The organism is Pseudomonas xanthosomatis (genome assembly GCF_019139835.1).
GTDB classification, from domain to species: Bacteria; Pseudomonadota; Gammaproteobacteria; order Pseudomonadales; family Pseudomonadaceae; genus Aquipseudomonas; species Aquipseudomonas fakonensis.
Map to the genome: position 1 here is coordinate 5,492,121 of NZ_CP077075.1, position 24,760 is coordinate 5,516,880.

The 24,760-nt window shown below is 64.1% G+C and carries 19 protein-coding genes; 15 read left to right on the forward strand and 4 right to left on the reverse strand.

The genetic code is table 11. From position 1 onward, the window contains the following. Window positions 1–121: 121 nt before the first annotated feature. A complete protein-coding gene (gene arcD, locus KSS93_RS24255; protein ID WP_217886313.1) occupies window positions 122–1,549 on the reverse strand; it encodes an arginine-ornithine antiporter in 1,428 nt (475 codons plus the stop codon). Window positions 1,550–1,975: 426 nt separating this feature from the next. On the opposite strand from arcD (KSS93_RS24255), the gene arcD (KSS93_RS24260) reads away from it, so the two are divergent. The 14 genes from arcD (KSS93_RS24260) to KSS93_RS24325 all read left to right on the forward strand — a co-directional run bounded on the left by arcD (KSS93_RS24260) (window position 1,976) and on the right by KSS93_RS24325 (window position 20,482). Next, entirely contained in the window at window positions 1,976–3,403 is a 1,428-nt protein-coding gene (arcD, locus tag KSS93_RS24260) for an arginine-ornithine antiporter (RefSeq protein WP_217886314.1), read from the forward strand. Between the two features lie 32 nt (window positions 3,404–3,435). Next, entirely contained in the window at window positions 3,436–4,689 is a 1,254-nt protein-coding gene (arcA, locus tag KSS93_RS24265; protein ID WP_217840114.1) for an arginine deiminase, read from the forward strand. Window positions 4,690–4,758: 69 nt separating this feature from the next. After that, window positions 4,759–5,769 carry an ornithine carbamoyltransferase gene (locus KSS93_RS24270; protein WP_217840115.1) on the forward strand — a complete coding sequence of 337 codons (1,011 nt, stop codon included), beginning with the start codon at window positions 4,759–4,761 and terminating at the stop codon, window positions 5,767–5,769. 167 nt (window positions 5,770–5,936) lie between these two features. Beyond that, window positions 5,937–6,866: a carbamate kinase gene (gene arcC, locus KSS93_RS24275; RefSeq protein WP_217886315.1), complete on the forward strand. Its 930-nt coding sequence runs from the start codon at window positions 5,937–5,939 to the stop codon at window positions 6,864–6,866. A 55-nt stretch (window positions 6,867–6,921) separates the two neighbouring features. Further along, window positions 6,922–7,290, forward strand: coding sequence for a DUF5064 family protein (locus KSS93_RS24280; protein WP_217840117.1), 369 nt, complete (start codon window positions 6,922–6,924; stop codon window positions 7,288–7,290). A gap of 162 nt (window positions 7,291–7,452) precedes the next feature. After that, on the forward strand, window positions 7,453–8,964 hold the full coding sequence (gcsR, locus tag KSS93_RS24285) for a transcriptional regulator GcsR (RefSeq protein ID WP_217886316.1): 1,512 nt from the start codon (window positions 7,453–7,455) through the stop codon (window positions 8,962–8,964). Window positions 8,965–9,308: 344 nt separating this feature from the next. After that, complete coding sequence (locus tag KSS93_RS24290) at window positions 9,309–10,667, forward strand: 8-oxoguanine deaminase (RefSeq protein WP_217886317.1); 1,359 nt, start codon at window positions 9,309–9,311, stop codon at window positions 10,665–10,667. Between the two features lie 97 nt (window positions 10,668–10,764). Further along, window positions 10,765–12,279: a nucleobase:cation symporter-2 family protein gene (locus KSS93_RS24295; protein WP_217886318.1), complete on the forward strand. Its 1,515-nt coding sequence runs from the start codon at window positions 10,765–10,767 to the stop codon at window positions 12,277–12,279. Between the two features lie 301 nt (window positions 12,280–12,580). Next, window positions 12,581–13,786, forward strand: coding sequence for a sodium/glutamate symporter (gltS, locus tag KSS93_RS24300; RefSeq protein ID WP_217886319.1), 1,206 nt, complete (start codon window positions 12,581–12,583; stop codon window positions 13,784–13,786). A gap of 309 nt (window positions 13,787–14,095) precedes the next feature. Further along, window positions 14,096–14,479 carry a glycine cleavage system protein GcvH gene (gene gcvH / locus KSS93_RS24305; protein ID WP_217886320.1) on the forward strand — a complete coding sequence of 128 codons (384 nt, stop codon included), beginning with the start codon at window positions 14,096–14,098 and terminating at the stop codon, window positions 14,477–14,479. Between the two features lie 11 nt (window positions 14,480–14,490). Then, window positions 14,491–17,340 (forward strand): aminomethyl-transferring glycine dehydrogenase, encoded by a 2,850-nt coding sequence (gene gcvP / locus KSS93_RS24310; protein ID WP_217886321.1) that lies wholly within the window; start codon window positions 14,491–14,493, stop codon window positions 17,338–17,340. A 62-nt stretch (window positions 17,341–17,402) separates the two neighbouring features. Next, the gene (locus tag KSS93_RS24315; RefSeq protein WP_217886322.1) at window positions 17,403–18,779 is read left to right on the forward strand and encodes an L-serine ammonia-lyase; all 1,377 of its coding nucleotides are present in this window, start codon (window positions 17,403–17,405) and stop codon (window positions 18,777–18,779) included. Window positions 18,780–18,805: 26 nt separating this feature from the next. Beyond that, window positions 18,806–19,927: a glycine cleavage system aminomethyltransferase GcvT gene (gene gcvT, locus KSS93_RS24320; protein ID WP_217886323.1), complete on the forward strand. Its 1,122-nt coding sequence runs from the start codon at window positions 18,806–18,808 to the stop codon at window positions 19,925–19,927. A gap of 345 nt (window positions 19,928–20,272) precedes the next feature. Beyond that, entirely contained in the window at window positions 20,273–20,482 is a 210-nt protein-coding gene (locus KSS93_RS24325; protein ID WP_217840126.1) for a cold-shock protein, read from the forward strand. Window positions 20,483–20,532: 50 nt separating this feature from the next. Here KSS93_RS24325 and KSS93_RS24330 read toward each other — a convergent pair whose 3' ends face one another. After that, window positions 20,533–21,738 carry an ISL3 family transposase gene (locus KSS93_RS24330; protein ID WP_217886287.1) on the reverse strand — a complete coding sequence of 402 codons (1,206 nt, stop codon included), beginning with the start codon at window positions 21,736–21,738 and terminating at the stop codon, window positions 20,533–20,535. A gap of 143 nt (window positions 21,739–21,881) precedes the next feature. Between KSS93_RS24330 and KSS93_RS24335 the strand changes: the two genes are divergently transcribed. Next, window positions 21,882–22,370 (forward strand): RDD family protein, encoded by a 489-nt coding sequence (locus KSS93_RS24335; RefSeq protein ID WP_217886324.1) that lies wholly within the window; start codon window positions 21,882–21,884, stop codon window positions 22,368–22,370. A gap of 85 nt (window positions 22,371–22,455) precedes the next feature. On the opposite strand, the gene lptG is transcribed toward KSS93_RS24335, so the two are convergent. Both lptG and lptF read right to left on the reverse strand, forming a co-directional pair. After that, window positions 22,456–23,517 carry an LPS export ABC transporter permease LptG gene (gene lptG / locus KSS93_RS24340; RefSeq protein ID WP_217886325.1) on the reverse strand — a complete coding sequence of 354 codons (1,062 nt, stop codon included), beginning with the start codon at window positions 23,515–23,517 and terminating at the stop codon, window positions 22,456–22,458. Further along, window positions 23,510–24,625: an LPS export ABC transporter permease LptF gene (gene lptF, locus KSS93_RS24345; protein WP_217886326.1), complete on the reverse strand. Its 1,116-nt coding sequence runs from the start codon at window positions 24,623–24,625 to the stop codon at window positions 23,510–23,512. Before lptF ends, lptG begins: the two co-directional genes overlap by 8 nt. Window positions 24,626–24,760 lie beyond the last annotated feature (135 nt).

Consider the following 24,760-nt stretch of genomic DNA (forward strand, 5'->3'; position numbering starts at 1 on the left):
CAAGGCCGCTTCCCACAGGGGCCGCGGTGCATCTGCGAGACCAGTTCTCTGCACGACAGCGCAGCCCGAAGGGCTGGGTGATCTCCTAAAGGTACCGCGCCCCTTGCCGGCGACAGGGCCGTCACAGGCTCAACACCCCGCTATACAGCGCATAGGCCGCCACGCCTGCACCTGCCAGCACCCCGGCGAAGATCAGCTTCTCCCACCCGGTGAACAGCCGCTGCCCCTGCTCATGCTTGGCCCGGGCGAACAGCACCACCCCCGGCGCATACAACAGCGCCGACAGCAGTACGTACTTGAGCCCGCCGGCATACAGCAGCCAGATCGCATAAAGCAGCGCCACCTCCGCCACCAGCAGGTCCTTGCGCCGCAGCCCGGGCTGGCCGTCATAGCTTTCGCCGCGCAGCGCCAGCAGCACCGCGTAGGCTGCCGACCAGAAGTACGGCACCAGGATCATCGACGACGCCAGGTAGATCAGGCTGGTGTAGGTCCCCGCCGAGAACAGCGTGATCAGCAAGAAACCCTGAATCATCACGTTGGTCAACCACAGCGCATTGGCCGGCACGTGGTTGGCGTTCTCCCTGGTCAGAAAACGCGGCATGGTGCGATCGCGTGCGGTGGCGAAGAGAATCTCGGCGCACAGCAAGGCCCATGACAGCAACGCGCCGAGCAGCGACACCGCAAGCCCGATACTGATCAGCAACGCCCCCCAGGGCCCGACGATATGTTCCAGCACCGAGGCCAGCGACGGGTTCTGCAGGCCAGCCAGTTCCGGCTGGGTCATCACCCCCAGCGACAGCACGTTGACCAGCACCAGCAACGCCAGCACCCCGAGAAACCCCACCACCGTGGCCTTGCCCACGTCCGAGCGGTGCAGCGCCCGGCCCGAGTAAACGCTGGCGCCCTCGATGCCGATGAACACGAACACGGTCACCAGCATCATGTTGCGCACCTGCTCCAGCACGCTGCCGAACTTGGGGTTGCTCAGGCCCCAGATGTCCCGGGTGAAGATGTCGGCGCGAAAGGCAAAGGCGGCGATGACGATGAACATCAGCAGCGGCACCACCTTGGCCACGGTGGTCACCTGGTTGATGAACGCCGCCTCCTTGATGCCGCGCAGCACCAGAAAGTGCACAGCCCACAGCAGCAGCGAGGCGCAGCCGATGGCCAGCGGCGTGTTGCCCTCACCGAAGGCGGGGAAGTAAAAGCCCAGGGTGCTGAACAGCAACACGAAGTAACCGACGTTGCCCAGCCAGGCGCTGATCCAGTAGCCCCAGGCCGACGAGAAACCCATGTAGTCGCCAAAGCCTGCCTTGGCGTAGGCGTACACCCCCGAATCCAGCTCGGGCTTGCGGTTGGCCAGGGTCTGGAACACGAACGCCAGCGCCAGCATGCCCACCGCGGTGATGCCCCAGCCGATCAGCACCGCGCCCACATCGGCCCGAGCGGCCATGTTCTGCGGCAGCGAGAAAATGCCGCCACCGATCATCGAACCGACCACCAGGGCGATCAACGCACCAAGGCGCAGCTTCTGTCCGGGTTCGCTCATCGCGCCTCCATTGGCTGGTGTGTATTGCCGGCAACAACATATAAATGTAACAGCGTGCTTATATCAGGCAAGGTAATCAAAGCTATAGCACTCATAACGGGAATGTCTATGAAGACCAACTAACACATTGGGTTTATACGCAACTTCTGTTGGCGTTGTGGCAGGCGCCAAGGTTTTTTGTGAAAAATTTGCCAAACAGCTAAAAGCGACTAGCTTGAAAGTTCGCAGGCGACACGGAGCGTTTGCTCTAAAAAGGCATGGAGGTGCCAGCGCAAAGGGCCTGCAGCACAGCTGTCGGTATCCTCCAGGAGCCACGCGAAGGATTTTTCCTCACCTTCACGTGGGCATGAACTGATCCAAATCAGCGAATGGCAAAGGCGTCAGATTTATCCTGATGTCAACTTTCTCCTGGCATGGAGTCGATAAATGTCTGATTCTCCCGGAAAACTCAAACTGGGTGCGCTTGTTGCACTTGTCGTGGGTTCGATGATTGGCGGCGGTATCTTTTCACTGCCGCAGAACATGGCCGCCAGTGCAGGCGTGGGGGCGGTGCTGATCGGCTGGGCCATCACCGCGGTGGGCATGCTCACCCTGGCGTTCGTGTTCCAGACCCTGGCCAACCGCAAGCCTGACCTCGACGGCGGGGTGTACGCCTACGCCAAGGCCGGCTTTGGCGACTACATGGGCTTCTCGTCGGCCTGGGGCTACTGGATCAGCGCCTGGCTGGGCAACGTCGGCTACTTCGTGCTGCTGTTCAGCACCCTGGGCTACTTCTTCCCGGTGTTCGGCGAGGGCAATACGCCGGCGGCAGTGATCGGCGCCTCGGTGCTGCTGTGGGCAGTGCACTTTCTGGTGCTGCGCGGCATCAAGGAGGCGGCGTTCATCAACCTGGTGACCACCGTGGCCAAGGTGGTGCCGCTGGCACTGTTCGCGCTGATCTGCCTGTTCGCCTTCAAGCTCGACATCTTCACCGCCGATGTCTGGGCGCTGGGGACGCCGGAGCTGGGCAGCGTGATGAACCAGGTGCGCAACATGATGCTGGTCACCGTGTGGGTGTTCATCGGCATCGAGGGCGCGAGCATCTTCTCGTCACGGGCGGAAAAACGCTCCGACGTGGGCAAGGCCACGGTCATCGGCTTCGTCACCGTGCTGCTGTTCCTGGTGCTGGTCAACGTGCTGTCGCTGGGCATCATGACCCAGCCGGAGCTGGCCAAGCTGCAGAACCCGTCGATGGCTGCGGTGCTCGAGCATGTGGTCGGCCACTGGGGCGCGGTGCTGATCAGCGTCGGCCTGATCATCTCGCTGCTGGGGGCGCTGCTGTCGTGGGTGCTGCTGTGCGCCGAGATCATGTTCGCCGCAGCCAAGGACCACACCATGCCGGAGTTCCTGCGCCGCGAGAACGCCAACCATGTGCCGGCCAACGCCCTGTGGCTGACCAACGCCATGGTGCAGGTGTTCCTGGTGATCACCCTGTTCAGCAACAGCACCTACCTGTCGCTGATCTACCTCGCCACCTCGATGATCCTGGTGCCCTACCTGTGGTCGGCGGCCTACGCCTTCCTGCTGGCCTGGCGCAGCGAAACCTATGAACAGGCCCTGGCCGAGCGCAAGAAGGACCTGATCATCGGCGGCATCGCCCTGTTGTACGCAATCTGGCTGCTGTACGCCGGTGGCGTGAAATACCTGCTGCTCTCGGCCCTGCTGTATGCCCCTGGCGCGATCCTGTTCGCCAAGGCCAAGCGCGAGGTGGGCCAACCGATCTTCACCAACGTGGAAAAACTGATCTTCGCAGCCGTGGTCGTCGGTGCCCTGGTGGCAGCCTTTGGCCTGTACGACGGCTTCCTGACCCTCTGACCCCACGTTTCGCCTTACTGGAGGAATAGACCATGACCACTGAAAAACAGAAATACGGCGTCCACTCCGAAGCCGGCAAACTGCGCAAAGTGATGGTGTGCGCCCCAGGCCTCGCGCACAAGCGCCTGACCCCGAGCAACTGCGACGAGCTGCTGTTCGACGACGTGATCTGGGTTGACCAGGCCAAGCGCGACCACTTCGACTTCGTCACCAAGATGCGCGAGCGCGGCGTGGATGTGCTGGAAATGCACAACCTGCTGACCGACATCGTGCAGAACAAGGAAGCCCTGGCCTGGATCCTCGACCGCAAGATCACCCCCGACACCGTCGGCGTGGGCCTGACCAACGAGGTGCGCAGCTGGCTCGAGGGCCTCGAACCGCGTCACCTGGCCGAGTTCCTGATTGGCGGCGTGGCCGGCCAGGACCTGCCGCAGAGCGAAGGCGCCGAAGTGGTCAAGATGTACAACGACTACCTGGGCCACTCAAGCTTCATCCTGCCGCCGCTGCCCAACACCCAGTTCACCCGCGACACCACCTGCTGGATCTACGGCGGCGTCACGCTCAACCCGATGTACTGGCCGGCGCGCCGCCAGGAAACCCTGCTGGCAACCGCCATCTACAAGTTCCACCCGCAGTTCACCAACGCCGACTTCCAGGTGTGGTACGGCGACCCGGACAAGGAGCACGGCAACGCCACCCTCGAAGGCGGTGACGTGATGCCGATCGGCAACGGCATCGTGCTGATCGGCATGGGCGAGCGCAGCTCGCGCCAGGCCATCGGCCAACTGGCGCAGAACCTGTTCGCCAAGGGCGCGGTGAAGGAAGTGATCGTCGCCGGCCTGCCCAAATCCCGCGCGGCGATGCACCTGGACACCGTGTTCAGCTTCTGCGACCGCGACCTGGTGACGGTCTTCCCCGAGGTGGTGAAAGAGATCGTGCCGTTCATCATCCGCCCGGACGAAAGCAAGCCCTACGGCATGGACGTGCGCCGCATCAACAAGTCGTTCATCGAGGTGGTGGGCGAGCAACTGGGGGTCAAGCTGCGGGTGGTCGAGACCGGCGGCAACAGCTTTGCCGCCGAGCGCGAACAGTGGGATGACGGCAACAACGTGGTGGCCCTGGAGCCTGGCGTGGTTATCGGCTACGACCGCAACACCTACACCAACACCCTGCTGCGCAAGGCCGGGATCGAGGTCATCACCATCAGCGCCGGCGAACTGGGCCGGGGCCGTGGCGGCGGCCACTGCATGACCTGCCCGATCGTGCGCGACCCCATCGATTACTAACGACCATTGCACCCGGCCACGCCCACGAGGCGCTGGCCGGGCACATCACCGAACTCAAGGAGAACCGTCATGGCGTTCAACATCCACAACCGCAACCTGCTCAGCCTCGAACACCACAGCACCCGCGAGCTGAAGTACCTGCTGGACCTGTCCCGCGACCTCAAGCGCGCCAAGTACACCGGCACCGAGCAGCAGCACCTGAAGGGCAACAACATCGCCCTGATTTTCGAAAAAACCTCCACCCGCACCCGCTGCGCCTTCGAAGTGGCCGCCTACGACCAGGGCGCCAACGTCACCTACATCGACCCCAACTCCTCGCAGATCGGCCACAAGGAAAGCATGAAGGACACCGCCCGCGTGCTCGGGCGCATGTACGACGCCATCGAGTACCGTGGCTTCAAGCAGGAGATCGTCGAGGAGCTGGCCAAGTTCGCCGGGGTGCCGGTGTTCAACGGCCTGACCGACGAGTACCACCCGACCCAGATGATCGCCGACGTGCTGACCATGCGCGAGCACAGCGACAAGCCGCTGCACGACATCAGCTACGCCTACCTGGGCGATGCGCGCAACAACATGGGCAACTCGCTGCTGCTGATCGGCGCCAAGCTGGGCATGGACGTGCGCATCGCCGCGCCCAAGGACCTGTGGCCCCATGACGACCTGGTGCAACGCTGCCAGAAGTACGCCGAAGAAAGCGGCGCACGCATCACCCTGACCGACGACGCCAAGGCCGCGGTCAAGGGCGTTGATTTCATTCACACCGACGTGTGGGTGTCGATGGGCGAGCCGATCGAAGCCTGGGGCGAGCGCATCAAGCTGCTCAAGCCCTACCAGGTGAACAAGGAGCTGATGAAGGCCAGCGGCAACCCGCGGACCAAGTTCATGCATTGCCTGCCGGCGTTCCACAACTCCGAGACCAAGGTCGGCAAGCAGATCGCCGAACAGTACCCAGACCTGGCCAACGGCATCGAGGTGACCGACGACGTGTTCGAGTCGCCGGCCTGCATCGCCTTCGAGCAGGCGGAAAACCGCATGCACACGATCAAGGCGATCTTGGTGTCGACGCTGGCTGATCTGTAACGCCTCGCCCGCTCCCCGGAAGGCTGCACCGTCCCTGTGGGAGCGGGCTTGCCCGCGAATGCGTCAGCCGCATCAGCGATGCTGCCTGATCTGGCCTCTTCGCGGGCAAGCCCGCTCCCACAGGGGTCTTGCCCGCCCCTTGAACACTTTTCTGAAGGACATTCCCCATGCGTATCGTTGTTGCTTTGGGCGGCAACGCCCTGCTGCGCCGCGGCGAGCCGATGACTGCCGGCAACCAGCGCGCCAATATCCGCACCGCCACCGAACAGATCGCCAAGATCCACCCTGGCAACGAGCTGGTCATCGCCCACGGCAACGGCCCGCAGGTCGGCCTGCTGTCGCTCCAGGGCATGGCCTACAAGCCCGACGAAGCCTACCCGCTGGACGTGCTGGGCGCCGAGACCGAAGGCATGATCGGCTACATGATCGAGCAGGAGCTGGGTAACCTGCTGGACTTCGAGGTGCCCTTCGCCACCCTGCTGACCCAGGTGGAAGTGGACGCCAACGACCCTGCGTTCAAAGACCCGACCAAGTTCATCGGCCCGGTGTACAGCAAAGAGGAAGCCGAACGCCTGGCCAAGGAGAAAGGCTGGGTGGTCAAGCCTGACGGCGACAAGTACCGCCGCGTGGTGGCCAGCCCGAAACCCAAGCGCATCTTCGAAATCCGCCCGATCAAGTGGCTGCTGGAAAAAAGCAGCATCGTGATCTGCGCAGGTGGCGGCGGCATCCCGACCCTGTACGACGAGAACCGCAAGCTCAAGGGCATCGAGGCGGTGATCGACAAAGATTTGTGCTCGGCGCTGCTGGCCGAGCAACTGGAAGCCGACCTTCTGATAATCGCCACCGATGTCGATGCTGCCTACATTGACTGGGGCAAGCCCACGCAAAAAGCCATTGCCCAGGCCCACCCCGACGAGCTCGAACGCCTGGGCTTTGCCGCCGGCTCCATGGGGCCGAAGGTGCAGGCCGCCTGCGACTTCGCCCGGCACACCGGCAAGGTGGCGGTGATCAGCTCGCTGGAAAACATCGAGGAGATCGTCAAGGGCACCGCCGGCACCCGGGTGTCCACCGCCAAGCCGGGTATCAGCTACCGTTGAATGCAGTTGGCCGGTGCCAGGCACCGGCCGTTTTCAACCTTCCGGAGGAACCACCATGGCCCAGTACCAACCCGGTCATGTACACATCGAGCGCACCGCGCTGAACAGCAACGACCACAGCTACGACCTGAACATCGAGTACGAAGCCACGTCGGACCCCAGGGAAGGCCGCGGTATCCAGTTCCGCATGCACGGCAGCATCGAGGGCAAGAACGTCGACGAAAAGTTCTTCCTGGCCAAGGACCAGGTGCTGCCGAGCTTTCTGATGCTGCTGAGCCGCAAGGCCCAGTCTTACCTGCCGGCACCGAAGAAGTTCGAAAACCTCGGTTCGCCGCACAAGCTGTACGACTACATGTTCGAGGACATTCGCCAGAAGCTGGATGTGAAGTCCGGCGACCCGATCAAGCCGGAACACCTGGAGTGAAGACTTCGCGGGCAAGCCCGCTCCCACAGGTACTCCACCGAATCTGAAACGGTGGGGAGCCTGTGGGAGCGGGCTTGCCCGCGAAGAAGCCACCACTGATCTTGGGCCTGACAGCGGACTCGAGGCATACTGCCGAACTCCATTGCCTTCTGTTCGAACTCCATGCGCATCCACGTAAGCTTCATCGACCGCGTCGGCATAACCCAGGAAGTCCTGGCCCTGCTCGGTGCCCGCAACCTCAACCTCGATGCCGTGGAGATGGTCCCGCCTAACGTCTACATCGACGCCCCCACCCTCAGCCCCGCCGTGCTCGAAGAGCTCCACGACGCGCTGTTCGAGGTGCACGGCGTGCAGTCGGTGGAGGTGGTCGACATCCTCCCCGGGCAGCGCCGCCATCTGCAGCTCGACGCCCTGCTGGCGGCCATGAGCGACCCGGTGCTGGCAGTGGACAGCGCCGGCAAGGTGCTGCTGGCCAACCCCGCGCTGATTGCCCTGTGCGGGCGCGAGTCGGCCGGGCGCTCGGTGGGCGAGCTGTTCGGCGACCCCGGTCTGTTGCAGGCGCTGCAAGACAACAACTTCCACCTGCCCATGCGCGAAATGCAGCTCAACGGCCAGAGCCTGCTGCTGGACGCCACCCCCATCACCCACGCCGGCGGCCTGCTCACCCTGTACCCGCCCAACCGCATGGGCGAGCGCCTGTCGGCCCTGCACCACGACCACGCCGAGGGCTTCGACGCCCTGCTCGGCGACTCCCCGGCCATTCGCACCCTCAAGGCCCGCGCCCTGCGTGTGGCAGCACTGGATGCACCGCTGCTGGTGCACGGCGAAACCGGCACCGGCAAAGAGCTGGTGGCCCGCGCCTGCCATGCCATCAGCAGCCGCCAGGGGGCGCCGTTCCTGGCCCTGAACTGCGCCGCGCTGCCCGAGAGCCTGGCCGAGAGCGAGCTGTTCGGCTACGCCCCCGGGGCCTTCACCGGCGCGCAACGGGGCGGCAAACCGGGGCTGATGGAGCTGGCCAACCAGGGCACGGTGTTTCTCGACGAAATCGGCGAGATGTCGCCCTACCTGCAAGCCAAGCTGCTGCGATTTCTCAGTGACGGCAGCTTCCGCCGGGTGGGCGGCGACCGTGAGGTAAAGGTGGATGTGCGCATCATCAGCGCCACCCACCGCGACCTCGAGCGCATGGTCGCCGAGGGCACCTTCCGCGAAGACCTGTTCTACCGCCTGAACGTGCTCAACCTGCAAGTGCCGCCGCTGCGCGACCGTGGCCAGGACATCCTGATGCTGGCGCACTACTTCATGCAGCAGGCCTGCACGCAGATCCAGCGCCCGGCCTGCCGGCTGACCCCGGCCACCCACTCGGCGCTGCTGGCCAACCCCTGGCCGGGCAACGTGCGCCAGCTGCAGAACGTGATCTTCCGCGCTGCGGCCATTTGCGAGGGCAACCTGGTGGATATCGGCGATCTGGACATTGCCGGCACCTCGGTGGCGCGCGGGCAGGATGGCGAGGTGGCCAGCCTGGAGCAGGCGGTGGGGGATTTCGAGCGCGAGCTGCTGCAGCGGCTGTATGCCAGCTACCCGTCCACCCGCCAACTGGCCGGCAGGTTGCAAACCTCGCACACCGCCATCGCCCAGCGCCTGCGCAAGTACGGGATTGGTGCCAAGGGCTTGTAGGAACGGCCGGGGCGCCGCTCCTACAGGTAGCGCATCAGACTGCCCGGATGTGACGGCCTGTTGTATACAAAACAGGAAAATCCTGATTACATAAAGCCCTCGCCTACGACATCGGCACTCGCCGCTGCGTATTGCGACAGGCTCAAGCCATGCAATGCCCACATCTGCTCGCCCCGGCGCGAGCCCCTCTGCAAGTCATATCCCGCGATCGCCCATCCCGCTGTACGCCCCCCTTCGGCCGGCCCCGCCCGCCGCACCACTGATCGCACCCGCTGCCCACGCACGCGCCCGGCGCCTGCACGACATCGAGCTCACAATCAGCCCCCTGGGGGCGAGGAACACCCATGCCCAAGACTCTCCTGGTCAAGAACGCCGAACTGCTGGTGACGATGGACGGCGAACGCCGTGAAATCCGCCAGGGCGGCCTGTACATCGAAGACAACATCATCAAGCAGGTCGGCCCCAGCGACAGCCTGCCGCAACACGCCGACGTGGTGCTGGACATGGCCGGCAAGGTGGTCATCCCGGGCCTGGTCAACACCCACCACCACATGTACCAGAGCCTCACCCGCGTGGTGCCGGCAGCCCAGGACGGCGAGCTGTTCAACTGGCTGACCAACCTGTACCCGATCTGGGCGCGGCTGACCCCGGAAATGATCGCGGTATCGACCCAGACCGCCATGGCCGAGCTGATCCTGTCCGGCTGCACCACCTCCAGCGACCACCTGTACATCTACCCCAACGGCTGCAAGCTCGACGACAGCATCCACGCCGCCGGGGAAATCGGCATGCGCTTCCATGCCGCCCGCGGCAGCATGAGCGTTGGCCAGAGCCAGGGCGGCCTGCCGCCGGACTCGGTAGTCGAGAAAGAGAGCGACATTCTCAAAGAGTCGCAACGCCTGATCGAGGACTACCACGACGCCAGCCACGGCTCGATGCTGCGTGTGGTGGTGGCGCCCTGCTCGCCGTTTTCGGTCAGCCGCGACCTGATGCGCGAAGCCGCGGTGCTGGCCCGACAGTACGGTGTGTCGCTGCACACCCACCTGGCCGAAAACGTCAACGACATTGCCTACAGCCGCGAGAAGTTCGGCATGACCCCGGCCGAGTACGCCGAAGACCTGGGCTGGGTCGGCCACGACGTATGGCACGCCCACTGCGTGCAGCTCGACCAGCATGGCATCGAGCTTTTCGCCCGCACCGGCACCGGCGTCGCCCACTGCCCGTGCTCGAACATGCGCCTGGCCTCGGGCATCGCCCCGGTACGCAAGATGCGCGACCACGGCGTGCCGGTAGGCCTGGGCGTGGACGGCTCGGCCTCCAACGACGGCGCCAGCATGATCGGCGAAGTGCGCCAGGCCCTGCTGCTGCAGCGGGTCGGCTTCGGCCCCGATGCCATGACCGCCCGCGAGGCCCTGGAGATTGCCACCCTTGGCGGCGCCAAGGTGCTCAACCGCAACGACATCGGCGCCCTGGCACCGGGCATGGTGGCCGACTTCGTCGCCTTTGACCTGGGCCATGTGGCCTATGCCGGCGGCCTGCATGACCCGCTGGCGGCTCTGGTGTTCTGCACCCCGACCCAGGTTCACACCAGCGTGATCAACGGCCGGGTGGTGGTGCAGGACGGGCGCATCACCACCGTCGACCTGCCGCGCGTGCTCGAGCGCCACAACCAGTTGGCCTTCCAACTGGTCAGCGGTAACTGATTCACCCGGGCCGCTGCCTGGCGGCGGCCCGTTTCACCGAGTGCGACTGAGACCGTGCTGTTAGACGCATCAAAACAACAAAAGCGAGCTACTCACCATGACTTCTCCCGCAGCATCGCGTCCGGAGGACGAGAACCTCGGCGCTGGCGCCAACCTGGCCTACGGCCTGCAACATGTACTGACCATGTACGGCGGCATGATCGCCGTGCCCCTGATCATCGGCCAGGCGGTGGGCCTGCCGGCTGCCGACGTCGGCCTGCTGATCGCCGCCTCGCTGTTTGCCGGAGGCCTGGCCACCCTGCTGCAGACCCTCGGCCTGCCCTGGTTCGGCTGCCGCCTGCCGCTGGTGCAGGGGGTGTCCTTCGCCAGTGTGGCGACCATGGTGGCGATCATCGGCGATGACGGCAGGCTCGGCCTGTCGGTGGTGTTCGGCGCGGTGATCGTCTCGTCGCTGGTCGGCTTGCTGATCACCCCGCTGTTCTCGCGCATCATCACGTTCTTTCCGCCGCTGGTGACCGGCATCGTCATCACCACCATCGGCCTGACCCTGATGCCGGTGTGCGCCCGCTGGGCCATGGGCGGCAACAGCCAGGCTGCAGACTTTGGCAGCACCGCCAACATTCTGCTGGCGGCCTTCACCCTGGCCTGCGTGCTGCTGTTGAGCAAGCTGGGCAGCGCCAGCCTGTCGCGCTTGTCGATTTTGCTGGCGATCGTGATCGGCACCCTGGTGGCGACGGCGTTCGGCATGGCCGACTTTTCGACAACGATGGACGGCCCGCTGGTGGCGTTCCCCAGCGTGCTGCCGTTCGGGCCGCCGGAATTCCAGCTGGCGGCCATCCTGTCGATGCTGATCGTGATCGTGGTGACCATGGTGGAAACCTCGGCGGACATCCTGGCGGTGGGTGAAATCATCGGTACTGAAGTCGACTCCAAGCGCCTGGGCAACGGCCTGCGCGCCGACATGGTATCCAGTGCCCTGGCCCCGCTGTTCGGCTCGTTCACCCAAAGTGCCTTCGCGCAGAACGTCGGCCTGGTGGCAGTCACCGGGGTGAAGAGCCGCTACGTGGTGGCCAGCGCCGGCCTGATTCTGGTGACCCTGGGCTTGCTGCCGGTGATGGGCCGGCTGATCGCCGCCGTGCCCAGCGCGGTGCTCGGTGGGGCCGGCGTGGTGCTGTTCGGCACGGTCACCGCCAGCGGCATCCGTACCCTGTCGCAGGTGGATTATCGCAACAACATGAACCTGATCATCGTCGCCACCTCGATCGGCTTCGGCATGATCCCCATCGCCGCCCCGGCCTTCTACCACCACTTCCCGGCCTGGGTGCAGACGGTGTTCCACTCCGGCATCAGCTCGGCGGCGATCATGGCGATTCTGCTCAACCTGCTGTTCAACCACCTGCGTGCCGGCAACTCCGAGCAGCAATCGGTGTTTGCCGCAGCCAGCGAGCGCACTTTGCGTTACCGGGATATCGCCGGGCTCAATGAAGGGGACTTCTTCCGCGACGGCAAGCTGTTCGACAGTGCCGGCAATGAAGTGCCGATTGTCGAGCATGATGAGGGGCATCAACCCATCGCGCCTCGCAGCGAGAAGCGTCTCGAGACATCAAGCTAGGCCCATGACAGGCGCTGCCCGGCGAAAGCCTTGCAGCGCCTGTGCAGCCGAGCGTCGCACCTGCGGCGCTTGATCTCGCAGCCCCCGCAACATGTCCTCGCATCGCTATTACCCAGCCAACAGAAAAGCCCTGCCGGCCCGGCACTTTCAGATTTTTCTGAATCGTCCAGTCGGCAAGTCCCCCCCTAGAATGCCCCCGCGTTTCTTCACCCTCCCCAGGCGGGAGGCCGGGCCTTGCGCCTTCGCTTACACAGGCCGGGCACGCATGTGCCCGTCTGCGGATACAACAAAGAGCCCCCTGATGCTTGAACTTGATTTCTACGGGACCCTGGTCGCTGCCTCCCTGGTACTTCTGCTGGGCCGCAGCCTGGTTGCACGCGTTGGTTTCCTGCGCGCCTACAACATCCCCGAACCCGTCGCCGGCGGGCTTCTGGTCGCGCTGGTACTGCTGGCGCTGCGCAGCTTCGATATTCGTGTGCAATTCGATACCTCGCTGCAAACCCCGCTCATGCTGGCGTTCTTCGCCACCATCGGCCTCAGCGCAGACCTCACCAGCCTGAAAAAAGGCGGGCGCGTGGTGGTGATTTTCCTGTTGGTGGTCACAGGCTTGCTGCTGGTGCAGAACGCCATGGGCATCGGCCTGGCCACGGCACTGGGGCTGGACCCGCTGATGGGCCTGCTGGCAGGCTCGATTACCCTGTCTGGCGGCCACGGCACCGGGGCCGCGTGGAGCGCGACCTTCAGCGAGAAATTCGGCCTGGCGTCGGCCTCGGAACTGGCCCTGGCCTCGGCAACCTTCGGCCTGGTACTCGGCGGGCTGATCGGTGGGCCTGTTGCCCGCCTGCTGATCAAGCGCGTCCAGGTGCCCGGCTGTGATCAGCCGGCGCCGCAACTGCCAAAGGGCTTCGAGCAGCCGAACACCGAACGGCTGATCACCTCGTTCTCGCTGGTCGAGACCCTGGCCCTGATTGCCGTCAGCCTGCTGCTGGGCACGCTGCTCAACGGCATGCTCAAGGGCACTGCGCTGGAGCTGCCGACGTTCGTCTGCGTATTGTTCGTCGGCGTGATGCTGCGTAACGGCCTGGCCGCGTTTGGTGCGTACCACGTGTTCGAACGGGAAGTCTCGGTGCTCGGCAACGTCAGCCTGTCACTGTTCCTGGCCATTGCGCTGATGTCGCTCAAGCTGTGGGACCTGGCCGCGCTGGCCCTGCCGTTCTTCATCCTGCTGGCCGCACAGACGCTGGTGATGGCCCTGTTCGCCATCTTCGTGACCTTCCGGGTGATGGGCCGCAACTACGACGCGGCGGTACTGGCCGCCGGGCACTGCGGCTTCGGGCTCGGCGCCACGCCGACCGCCATCGCCAACATGCAGGCCGTGACCCAGCGCTTCGGGCCTTCGCAGATGGCCTTTCTGGTGGTGCCGATGGTTGGTGCGTTCTTCATCGACATCATCAATGCCATCGTGATCAAGCTGTATCTGGCGCTGCCGTTGTTCGTGGCCCTGTAACGGCCAACCGGCGCTCCTGTTGACCTGCAGCGGGGGCGCCATGCCGCCGTATCGAAATCGATACATCGTATCGAATTCGATACACAGCGATTTGCAAGCGCCTGCGCAAGGGTTTGATCCCGCTTTGTTTTTCCATTGCGTCGCAAGCGTAACGATTTCATTCCAAAAGAACGAAGGAATTGTTACACGCAAATCTCAAATAATTGATTTATAAGAACTTTTTAATAATGGCCACATTATTGCTTAGGGAATCCCAACCCAAGAGCGCGGACCCACCGCGCCCAACGCCCTGCTTCCCGAGGATTTCCCATGAGCGAGTTGCGTTTCACCGAAGATCACGAATGGCTGCGCGTCGAAGCCGACGGCAGCGTCACCGTGGGCATCACCGCCTACGCCCAGAACGCCCTTGGCGATGTGGTCTACGTGCAACTGCCGGAGCTGCAGCCCTACAGCAAGGGCGATGAAGCCTCCACCGTCGAATCGGTAAAAGCCGCCAGCGGCGTGTACATGCCCCTGAGCGGTGAAGTGGTCGCAGTCAACGATGGCCTGAACGATAGCCCTGAGCTGGTCAACGACGACCCGCTGGGTGAAGGCTGGTTCTTCCGCTTCAAGCCTGCCGACATGAGCGAAGTCGCCGCCCTGCTCGACCAGGACGCCTACGACCGCCTGATCAAAGCCAACGACGACGCCTGAGGAGTGCAACCATGACCATCAACCTCGGCACCGCCAATGAATTCATCGCCCGCCATATCGGCCCACGCGCAGCCGACGAGCAGGCCATGCTCGCCACCCTCGGCTTCGACTCGCTGGAGGCCATGACCGCCGCGGTCATCCCCGACAGCATCAAGGGCACCAGCGTGCTTGGCAGCGAAGACGGCCAGAGCGAGGCCGACGCCCTCGCCGCGCTCAAAGCCATCGCCGGCAACAACCAGCTGTTCAAGAGCTACATCGGCCAGGGCTACTACAACACCCACACCCCGGCGCCGATCTTGCGCAACCTGCTGGAAAACCCGGCCTGGTACACCGCCTACACCCCGTACCAGCCAGAAATTTCCCAGGGCCGCCTGGAAGCGCTGCTGAACTTCCAGACCCTGATCAGCGACCTCACCGGCTTGCCGATTGCCAACGCATCCTTGCTGGACGAAGCCACCGCCGCTGCCGAGGCCATGACCTTCTGCAAGCGCCTGTCGAAGAACAAGGCCAGCCACGCCTTCTTCGCCTCCCGGCACTGCCACCCGCAAACCCTCGATGTGCTGCGCACCCGCGCCGAACCGCTGGGCATTGAAGTGGTGGTGGGTGACGAACGCGAGCTGAGCGACACCAGCGCCTTCTTCGGCGCCCTGCTGCAGTACCCGGCCAGCAACGGTGACGTGTTCGACTACCGCGAGCTGGTGCAGCGCCTGCATGCAGCAGGCGCCCTGGTGGCCGTGGCCGCCGACCTGCTGGCCCTGACCCTGCTGACCCCGCCGGGCGAGTTCGATGCCGACGTGGCCATCGGCAGCGCCCAGCGCTTTGGCGTGCCACTGGGCTTCGGTGGCCCGCACGCGGCCTACTTCGCCACCCGCGATGCATTCAAGCGCGACATGCCCGGCCGTCTGGTGGGGGTGTCGATCGACCGCTTCGGCAAGAGCGCCCTGCGCCTGGCCATGCAAACCCGCGAGCAGCACATCCGCCGCGAGAAGGCCACCAGCAACATCTGCACCGCCCAGGTGCTGCTGGCCAACATCGCCAGCATGTACGCCGTGTACCACGGCCCGGCCGGCCTCAAGCGCATCGCCGAGCGCACCCACGCGCTGACCGCGATTCTGGCAGCAGGCCTTGAGCAGGTCGGCGTGAGCGTGGTCACCTGCGCGTTCTTCGACACCCTGACCCTGGCCACCGGCGCTGCCACCGCAGCACTGCACGACAAGGCCCGCGCCCAGGGCATCAACCTGCGCCAGGTCGACGCCGAACACCTGGGCCTGTCGCTGGACGAAACCAGCAGCCAGGCCGATGTCGAGGCGCTGTGGGCACTGTTCACCGAGCAGGCCCCGGGCTTTGCCGCCATCGCCGCCGCCGTGCAGGTGCGCCTGCCTGCCGCATTGCTGCGCCAGTCGGCAATCCTCGAGCACCCGGTGTTCAACCGCTACCACAGCGAAACCGAGCTGATGCGCTACCTGCGCCGCCTGGCCGACAAGGACCTGGCGCTGGACCGGACCATGATCCCGCTGGGCTCGTGCACCATGAAGCTCAACGCCGCCAGCGAGATGATCCCGGTGACCTGGGCCGAGTTCGGCAACCTGCACCCGTTCGCCCCGGCCGCACAGAGCCAGGGCTACCTGCAGATGACCACCGAGCTGGAGGCCATGCTCTGCGCCGCCACCGGCTACGACGCGGTGTCGCTGCAACCCAACGCCGGCTCCCAAGGCGAGTACGCAGGCCTGCTGGCGATCCGCGCCTACCACCGCAGCCGTGGCAACAGCCACCGTGATATCTGCCTGATCCCGTCCTCGGCCCACGGCACCAACCCGGCCACCGCGCACATGGCCGGCATGCGCGTGGTGGTGACCGCCTGTGACGCCCGCGGCAACGTCGACATCGACGACCTGCGTGCCAAGGCCATCGAGCACCGCGAGCGCCTGGCGGCGATCATGATCACCTACCCGTCCACCCACGGCGTGTTCGAGGAAGCCATCGGCGAGATCTGCGCGATCATCCACGACAACGGCGGCCAGGTGTACATCGACGGCGCCAACATGAACGCCATGGTCGGCCTTTGCGCCCCGGGCAAGTTCGGCGGCGACGTGTCGCACCTGAACCTGCACAAGACCTTCTGCATCCCCCACGGCGGTGGCGGCCCGGGCGTCGGCCCGATCGGCGTCAAGGCGCACCTGGCGCCGTTCCTGCCGGGCCACGCGCAGCTTGAGAACACCGCCGGCGCCGTGTGCGCGGCGCCGTTCGGCAGCGCAAGCATTCTGCCGATCACCTGGATGTACATTCGCATGATGGGTGGTGCGGGCCTGAAACGCGCCTCGCAGATGGCGATCCTCAACGCCAACTACATCGCCCGCCGCCTGGAAGAGCACTATCCTGTGCTGTACACCGGTGGCAACGGCCTGGTGGCCCACGAGTGCATCCTCGACCTGCGCCCGCTCAAGGACACCAGCGGCATCAGCGTCGACGACGTCGCCAAGCGCCTGATCGACTTTGGCTTCCACGCCCCGACCATGTCGTTCCCGGTGGCCGGCACGCTGATGATCGAACCGACCGAGAGCGAGTCCAAAGAGGAACTGGACCGTTTCTGCGCCGCCATGATCCAGATCCGCGAGGAAATCCGCGCAGTGGAGAACGGCAGCCTGGACAAGGACGACAACCCGCTGAAAAACGCCCCGCACACCGCGGCGGAGCTGGCCGGCGAATGGACCCATGGCTACAGCCGCGAGCAGGCGGTGTACCCGCTGCCGAGCCTGGTCGAAGGCAAGTACTGGCCGCCGGTCGGGCGTGTCGACAACGTGTTCGGCGACCGCAACCTGGTGTGCGCTTGCCCGTCGATCGAGAGCTATCAGGACAACTGATAGCCTTCGGGCCCGCTCCCACAGGGCACACCATCCGCCCACAAATCTGGCAGGAGGTCAGCATGTCCCTGAGCGTCTTCGACCTGTTCAAGATCGGCATCGGCCCCTCCAGCTCGCACACGGTCGGGCCGATGCGCGCCGCCGCCCGCTTCGCCGAAGGCCTGCGCCGTGATGGCCTGCTGGCTAACACCGCCAGCGTCAAGGCCGAGCTGTACGGCTCGCTGGGCGCCACCGGCAAGGGCCACGGTAGCGACAAGGCGGTGCTGCTGGGCCTTGAAGGCGAACACCCCGACGTCATCAACACCGACAGCATCCCCGCGCGCCTGCAGGCCATCCGCGACAGCGGCCGCATCAACTTGCTGGGCAAGCACAGCATTGCGTTCATCGAAAAACAGCACCTGGCAATGATTCGCAAACCGCTGGACTACCACGCCAACGGCATGATCTTCCGCGCTTTCGACGCCGCCGGCCTGCAGATTCGCAGCCGCGAGTACTACTCGGTGGGCGGCGGCTTTGTGGTGGACGAAGAGGCAGCCGGCCACGACCGTATCGTCGAGGACAGCACCGTACTGGCCTACCCGTTCACCACCGCCAAGCAACTGCTCGCTCATTGCACCGCGCAAAACCTGGCAGTCAGCCAGGTGATGCTGGCCAACGAAGCCGCCTGGCGGCCAGAGGCCGAAACCCGCGCCGGGCTGCTGCGCATCTGGCAGGTGATGCAGGACTGCGTCGAAGCCGGTTGCCAGCATGAGGGCATATTGCCGGGCGGGCTCAAGGTCAAGCGCCGCGCGCCCGCGTTGTACCGCCAGCTCAGCCGCCACCCCGAGGCCAGCCTGCGCGATGCCTTGTCGGTGCTTGACTGGGTCAACCTCTACGCCCTGGCGGTGAACGAGGAAAACGCCCACGGCGGGCGAGTGGTGACCGCGCCCACCAACGGTGCGGCCGGCATCGTCCCGGCGGTGCTGCACTACTACATGCGCTTCGTGCCGGGTGCCAACGAGGACGGGGTGGTGCGCTTTCTGCTCACCGCTGCGGCCATCGGCATTCTTTACAAAGAGAACGCCTCGATCAGCGGCGCCGAAGTGGGCTGCCAGGGCGAGGTCGGCGTGGCCTGCTCGATGGCCGCCGGGGCCCTGTGCGAGGTGATGGGTGGCAGCGTGCAGCAGGTGGAAAACGCCGCCGAAATCGGCATGGAACACAACCTGGGCCTGACCTGCGACCCCATCGGCGGGCTGGTCCAGGTGCCGTGTATCGAGCGCAACGCCATGGGCTCGGTGAAAGCGATCAATGCGGTGCGCATGGCCTTGCGCGGCGACGGGCAGCACTTCGTGTCCCTCGACAAGGTCATCCGCACCATGCGCCAGACCGGCGCCGACATGAAAAGCAAATACAAGGAGACCGCCCGCGGCGGTCTGGCCGTCAACATCATCGAATGCTGACCCGAACAAAAACCAAGGAGTCCCCGATGTCCGAAACACTGCAAAAGACCCCGCTGCACGCCCTGCACCTGGAACTGGGCGCGCGCATGGTGCCGTTCGCAGGCTTTGACATGCCCGTGCAGTACCCGCTGGGCGTGCTCAAGGAGCACCTGCACACCCGCGAGCAAGCCGGCCTGTTCGATGTGTCGCACATGGGTCAGATCATCCTGCGCGGCAGCGACGCCGCCGCTGCACTGGAAACCCTGGTGCCGGTAGACATCATCGACCTGCCGGTGGGCATGCAGCGCTATGCCATGTTCACCAATGAACAAGGCGGCATCCTCGACGACCTGATGGTCGCCAACCTGGGCGACGACACCCTGTTCCTGGTGGTCAACGCCGCCTGCAAGGAGCAGGACCTGGCCCACCTGCGCCAGCACATCGGCAATCGCTGCGAGATTCAACCGTTGTTCGCGGAACGCGCCCTGCTGGCCCTGCAAGGCCCGGCGGCAGTGAAGGTGCTGGAGCGCCTGGCCCCGGAAGTGGCCGGCATGACCTTCATGCAGTTCCGCCCGCTGCAACTGCTGGGTGAAGACTGCTTCGTCAGCCGCTCGGGCTACACCGGTGAAGATGGCTACGAAATATCGGTACCGGCCAAGGCCGCCGAAGCCCTGGCCCGCCGCCTGTTGGCCGAACCCGAAGTGCAGCCCATCGGGCTGGGCGCCCGCGACTCGCTGCGCCTGGAGGCCGGCCTGTGCCTGTACGGCCACGACATGAACACCGACACCACGCCGATCGAAGCCAGCCTGCTGTGGGCGATTTCCAAGGTGCGACGTGCCGATGGTGCCCGTGCCGGTGGCTTCCCCGGTGCCGAGCAGGTATTCGCCCAGCAAGCCGGCGGTGTAACACGCAAGCGCGTGGGCCTGCTGCCACTGGAGCGCACCCCGGTACGCGAAGGCGCCGAAATTGTCGACAGTAACGGCAAGACCGTGGGTGCAGTGTGCAGTGGCGGCTTTGGCCCGACCCTCGGTGCACCTGTAGCAATGGGTTATATCGATAGTGAACATGCCGCGCTGGAAACTTCGCTTTTTGCCGTGGTGCGCGGCAAGCAAGTTGCCCTTAAAGTCAGCAAAATGCCTTTCGTGGCGCAACGTTACTATCGCGGCTGAGTGCGTGAGGCAGGCCGGTTTGCATATTCGTTTTCGAACCTGCCTCATAACTTTTGCACAGGGCGCCAGGCCAGGCAGCATGCCGTTTTCGGCAAAATTTCAGGGGGTTGAAAAAAGCCCGTTTTTACTGCGCTGCAAGGGCTTGTGTTTCGCTCGGCAGTTGGCGTAGAGTCATTGCACTGTGTTTGCATGGGTCGCAATAGCTCGTGACCTGGGCCAGTAGCTGCAATTTGCTACAACCCGTTCGACGCCGCTTACTTCCTGCAAAACAGCCCAGTAATCTTTCACTTTTATATCGATGTGAAAGAACTGTCATCACAATCAAGCTTCATAGGAAATAAGACAATGGCTGAGCGTCAGAACGGTACCGTCAAGTGGTTCAATGACGAAAAAGGTTACGGCTTCATCACCCCAGAGAGCGGTCCAGACCTGTTCGTACACTTCCGCGCCATCGAAGGCAACGGCTTCAAGAGCCTGAAAGAAGGCCAGAAGGTCACCTTCGAAGCCGTCCAAGGCCAGAAAGGCCTGCAGGCAGACAAGGTTCAACCTGTCTAAGCCATGCGACAAAAAGCCCCTGCCAAGTGCAGGGGCTTTTTTTTGGTTCTTCACGGATTGCCGGGAAAGTCATTCTTGATCTTCATGAAAAAGAACTCGCTGTCCCGGTAGCCGTAAGCCATCCGCTTGATCACCTTGATCCGGTTGTTGATACCTTCCAACTGACCCGTGTGCATCGGCCACCGCACCCTACTCAGGATGCCGCGCCAGTATCCCTTCAGGCGTTTAGCGAACTGCTTCAATGCCGGTATCGCGCTTTCATCAGCTAGGCGTAGCCACTGCTTCCAGGCTGATCGCCAGCCCCAGGCGGTGGTGGGTGACCACAGGGCTTTGAGCTCTGCCTTCATCAGATAAACCGTCATCAGCGATTGGTTAGCTGCTAGCAGATCCTGCAGATGTACCTGCTGATCTTCTCGCTTGAGATTTTCTGGATTACGCAGCAGGAGCCACCGCGCTTGCTTGATCACCTTGCGGGCGGGTTTGTCATGGCGCAAGCGGTTGGCCTCATCGACCCGCACCCGGTCAATTACCTCTCGCCCATACTTAGCGACCACATGAAACAGGTCATAGACCACGCGTGCCTGCGGGCAATGTTGGCGTACCTCCAGGTCAAATGCGGTGTTCATGTCCATTGCCACTGCTTCGATCCGTGCACAGCCCTCCGGCCCCAGCTCTTCAAAAAAGGGTCTGACAGCAGCTCGGCTACGCCCCTCGCCAATCCACAGCACCCGGCGGGTATCAGCATCCAGAACCACGCTGGCATAGCGATGCCCTTTGAACAGAGCGAACTCATCCATCACCAAGCGCCTGGGCTGGGCCTTCGGTAGATTTTCCAGTGCGTGTTGTAGCGCCCGTCGCTCCAGTAAGCGCACGCTGTCCCAATGCAAACCAAACAGCTCGGCGACGTGCAGGGTGGGCAGTCTTTGGCAAGACTGGATCACCGCCTCGGCCAAGCGCTTGGTCATCCGCGAATAGCGATCAAGCCAACGGACTGACTCCATTCGCTTGCCGCATGCCCTGCACCCGACGCGCCGCAGTTCAACATTCAACCGCACTGCACGGCCAAGAATGGGTAGGTCACGGATTGAGCGCTGGCAGTATTCGTGGATGGTGGTGCTGGACTGATGACAGCCGCTGCAAGTGGGGAATCGGGTGGGCTGCGGAATCAGGTCGATCAGCAGGTCATCGCCATCAGGCCTGATCGCAGTGACAGAAAAGCCCTCCCAGAAGGGCAGAAACGTATTAATATCGTGCACAAGAACGCCGGTTTGTAGATGTGTTTGCTCGCACGAACATCATCCATCAAACCGGCGTTCTTGTTTCTGTCTTTCCCGGGATTCCGTGAAGAACCTTTTTTTTGCCCGTAGAATGGCGGCTTCGTCATTCGGAGCTGTCCCGCATGTCCAAGCCTTTGCTCACACCCCAGGGGGACTTTCCACCGGTCGGCCTGGGCCGCCGCCTGGCGGCGATGTTCTATGACTTTTTGCTGTGCACGGCACTGCTGATCGTGACCGGCGGCGTGTACAAGATGATCCAGATCGCCATCGTCGGCGAAGAGCGCCTGCGCCAGCTGAGCGATGCCGGCGCCCTGGACCAGGACCCGTTGTTCGCCACCCTCATGCTGTTCGTGCTGTTCGGTTTTTTTGCCAAGTTCTGGACCCACGGTGGCCAGACCCTGGGCATGCAGGTGTGGGGGGTGCGGGTGCAGAACGCCGATGGCAGCGCCATCAGCCTGTGGCAGGCACTGCTGCGCTTCGTGGTGTCGATTGCCTCGTGGCTGTGCCTGGGGCTGGGCTTCATCTGGGCGCTGTTCGACAAGCGCAAGCGCAGCTGGCACGACATGTATTCCGAGACGCAGTTGGTGCGGTTGCCCAAGCGCAAGAAGTGACCGAACACGTAACAGCGTGGGAGCGGGCCCCCACAACGCCCACAAAAAAGCCGACCCTGGGGTCGGCTTTTTGCGGTTCAGGCCATCAACCGGCCCGGCGCAACAACCACACACCGGCCAGCGCACAGATGCCGGCCGGTAGCAGCACCGCCAGCAGCGGCGGGAAGCCGAACACCTGGCTCGAAGGGCCAAGCAGGTCGCCGGCGATGCGGAACACGAAGCCCACCAGCACGCCGGTGAACACACGCTGGCCAAGGGTGACCGAACGCAGCGGGCCGAAGATGAACGAGATCGCCATCAGCACCAGCGCGGCAGTTACGGCCGGTTGCAGCACCTTGGTCCAGAATGCCAGCCAGTAGCGGGCATTGTTCAGGCCCTGGTCGGCCAGGTAGTGGATGTAGTCCCACAGCCCGGTGATCGACAGCGACTCTGGCGCCAGCACCACGGTATTGAGCAGCTCGGGGGTGACCGATACATCCCAGGGTTCTTCTGCCGCCTTGACCACCTCGGTGTGGTCACCGCGGAAGTGGGTGGTGGCAACGTCGCTCAGCACCCACTGGTTGTCGCGGTACTGGGCCTTGCGGGCGAAGCTGGAGGAAGCGATCTGGCGCTTGTCGTCGAAACGGTAGCGGGTCACGCCCAGCAGCAGGCCGTTGGGCTGCACCGAGTTGATGTGCACGAACTCCTCGCCCTGGCGGTGCCACATGCCGCGCTTGGAGCTTTGCGCCTCGCCGCCGCCCTGGGCCAGCGAGCGGTCGGCCTGGGCCTTGTTCTCGGTGACGGGGGCTACGTATTCGCCAATCAGCAGGCCCACCAGCATCAGCACCAGCATGGGCTTCATCACCGCCCAGACGATACGCCCGATGGACACGCCGGCAGCGCGCATGATGGTCAGCTCGCTGCTGCTGGCCAGGCTGCCCAGGCCGATCAGACAGCCGATCAGCGCGGCCATCGGCAGCATGTCGTACAGCCGCCGCGGCGCAGTGAGCGCCACATAGATACCGGCGTCGAGCACGCTGTAGGTGCTGCTCAGGTCGCCCATCTCGTCGATGAAGGCGAACAGCGAAGCCAGGCCGAGGATGATGCCCAGCACGGCGAGAATGGCCAGCAGCACGCTCTGGCCGATGTAACGGTCAAGCTTAGCCATGGGCCACCTCCGCACGGCGCGCGGCACGCTTGAGGCGCATCGGCTCCCAGTACATCAGGGCCAGGCCGATCAGCAGGAACAGGGCGTGAACCCACCACATGCCCAGGGCGATGGGCAGCTTGCCCTTCTCCAGGGCGCCGCGCACGGAAATCAGCATCGTCAGGTAAGCCATGTACAGAAGAATCGCCGGCAGCAGCTTGAGGAAGCGGCCCTGGCGCGGGTTGACCCGCGACAGCGGTACCGCCAGCAGGGTCACGATGAACACCAGCAGCGGCAGCGACAAGCGCCACTGCAACTCGGCACGTTCGCGCACACCGTCCTGGCCGAACAGCTGCGAGGTGGGGATGGCCTCGCGCTCGGTCACTTCTTCGCTGACCTCGGGCTTGGGCAGCAGCACGCCATAGGTGTCGTACTTGATGGCGCGGTAGTCGGCCTGGCCAGGGTTACCGTCATAGCGGTAGCCGTTTTCCAGTACCAGGTAGCGGTTGCCGTCGGCCTGGACTTCCTGGTGGCCCTTCTCGGCCACCAGCACCGACGGGGCGCGGTCCTTGGTCTTGTCCTGGTTGAAGCGCTTCTCGGAAATGAACACCCCGGCCAGGTTGACCCGGTCGTCCGAGAGCTGCTCGGTGTAGGTGACTCGCGACCCGTCGCGCAGGGTCTGGAAGCGCCCCGGCACCAAGGTGTCGAACTCGGTCAGCGCATCCTGCTGGGCGATGATCTTCTGCACCTGGGCAACCCCTTGCGGGGCCAGGCTCAGGCTCAGCCAGGCCACCAGCAGGGCGACCAGCGCCGCCGGCGCCAGGGTCATGGCCAGCAGGCGCTGCTGGCTCATGCCGGTGGCCGAGAGCACGGTCATCTCGCTTTCGAGATAAAGCCGGCCATAGGCGAGCAAAATGCCGAGGAACAGGCCCAGCGGCAAAATCAGTTGCAGGAAGCCCGGCAGGCGAAAGCCCATGATCAGGAACAGTACACCCGGATCGAGCACGCCTTGGGCCGCCTGGGCCAGGTATTTGATGAAGCGCCCGCTCATGATGATTACCAGCAGCACGGCGCTGACGGCACTCAAGGTCACGAGGACCTCGCGGGACAGATAACGGAAGACGATCAAACCAGACACTCCTGGGTTGTCAGGGGCACACAGCCATACGAACGATTCGAAAAGCCAGGACCAATGCCGGTTCGCCAAGGCGAACCTCCATGGAAAGTGCGCGCATTATCCTGTGATTGACCGCGCCTGTCACTT

Coding starts and splice junctions, on each gene's coding strand:
- arcD (WP_217886313.1), bottom strand. CDS start 1,549: ATGAGCGAACCCGGACAGAAGCTGCGCCTTGGTGCGTTGATCGCCCTG.
- arcD (WP_217886314.1), top strand. CDS start 1,976: ATGTCTGATTCTCCCGGAAAACTCAAACTGGGTGCGCTTGTTGCACTT.
- arcA (WP_217840114.1), top strand. CDS start 3,436: ATGACCACTGAAAAACAGAAATACGGCGTCCACTCCGAAGCCGGCAAA.
- KSS93_RS24270 (WP_217840115.1), top strand. CDS start 4,759: ATGGCGTTCAACATCCACAACCGCAACCTGCTCAGCCTCGAACACCAC.
- arcC (WP_217886315.1), top strand. CDS start 5,937: ATGCGTATCGTTGTTGCTTTGGGCGGCAACGCCCTGCTGCGCCGCGGC.
- KSS93_RS24280 (WP_217840117.1), top strand. CDS start 6,922: ATGGCCCAGTACCAACCCGGTCATGTACACATCGAGCGCACCGCGCTG.
- gcsR (WP_217886316.1), top strand. CDS start 7,453: ATGCGCATCCACGTAAGCTTCATCGACCGCGTCGGCATAACCCAGGAA.
- KSS93_RS24290 (WP_217886317.1), top strand. CDS start 9,309: ATGCCCAAGACTCTCCTGGTCAAGAACGCCGAACTGCTGGTGACGATG.
- KSS93_RS24295 (WP_217886318.1), top strand. CDS start 10,765: ATGACTTCTCCCGCAGCATCGCGTCCGGAGGACGAGAACCTCGGCGCT.
- gltS (WP_217886319.1), top strand. CDS start 12,581: ATGCTTGAACTTGATTTCTACGGGACCCTGGTCGCTGCCTCCCTGGTA.
- gcvH (WP_217886320.1), top strand. CDS start 14,096: ATGAGCGAGTTGCGTTTCACCGAAGATCACGAATGGCTGCGCGTCGAA.
- gcvP (WP_217886321.1), top strand. CDS start 14,491: ATGACCATCAACCTCGGCACCGCCAATGAATTCATCGCCCGCCATATC.
- KSS93_RS24315 (WP_217886322.1), top strand. CDS start 17,403: ATGTCCCTGAGCGTCTTCGACCTGTTCAAGATCGGCATCGGCCCCTCC.
- gcvT (WP_217886323.1), top strand. CDS start 18,806: ATGTCCGAAACACTGCAAAAGACCCCGCTGCACGCCCTGCACCTGGAA.
- KSS93_RS24325 (WP_217840126.1), top strand. CDS start 20,273: ATGGCTGAGCGTCAGAACGGTACCGTCAAGTGGTTCAATGACGAAAAA.
- KSS93_RS24335 (WP_217886324.1), top strand. CDS start 21,882: ATGTCCAAGCCTTTGCTCACACCCCAGGGGGACTTTCCACCGGTCGGC.
- lptG (WP_217886325.1), bottom strand. CDS start 23,517: ATGGCTAAGCTTGACCGTTACATCGGCCAGAGCGTGCTGCTGGCCATT.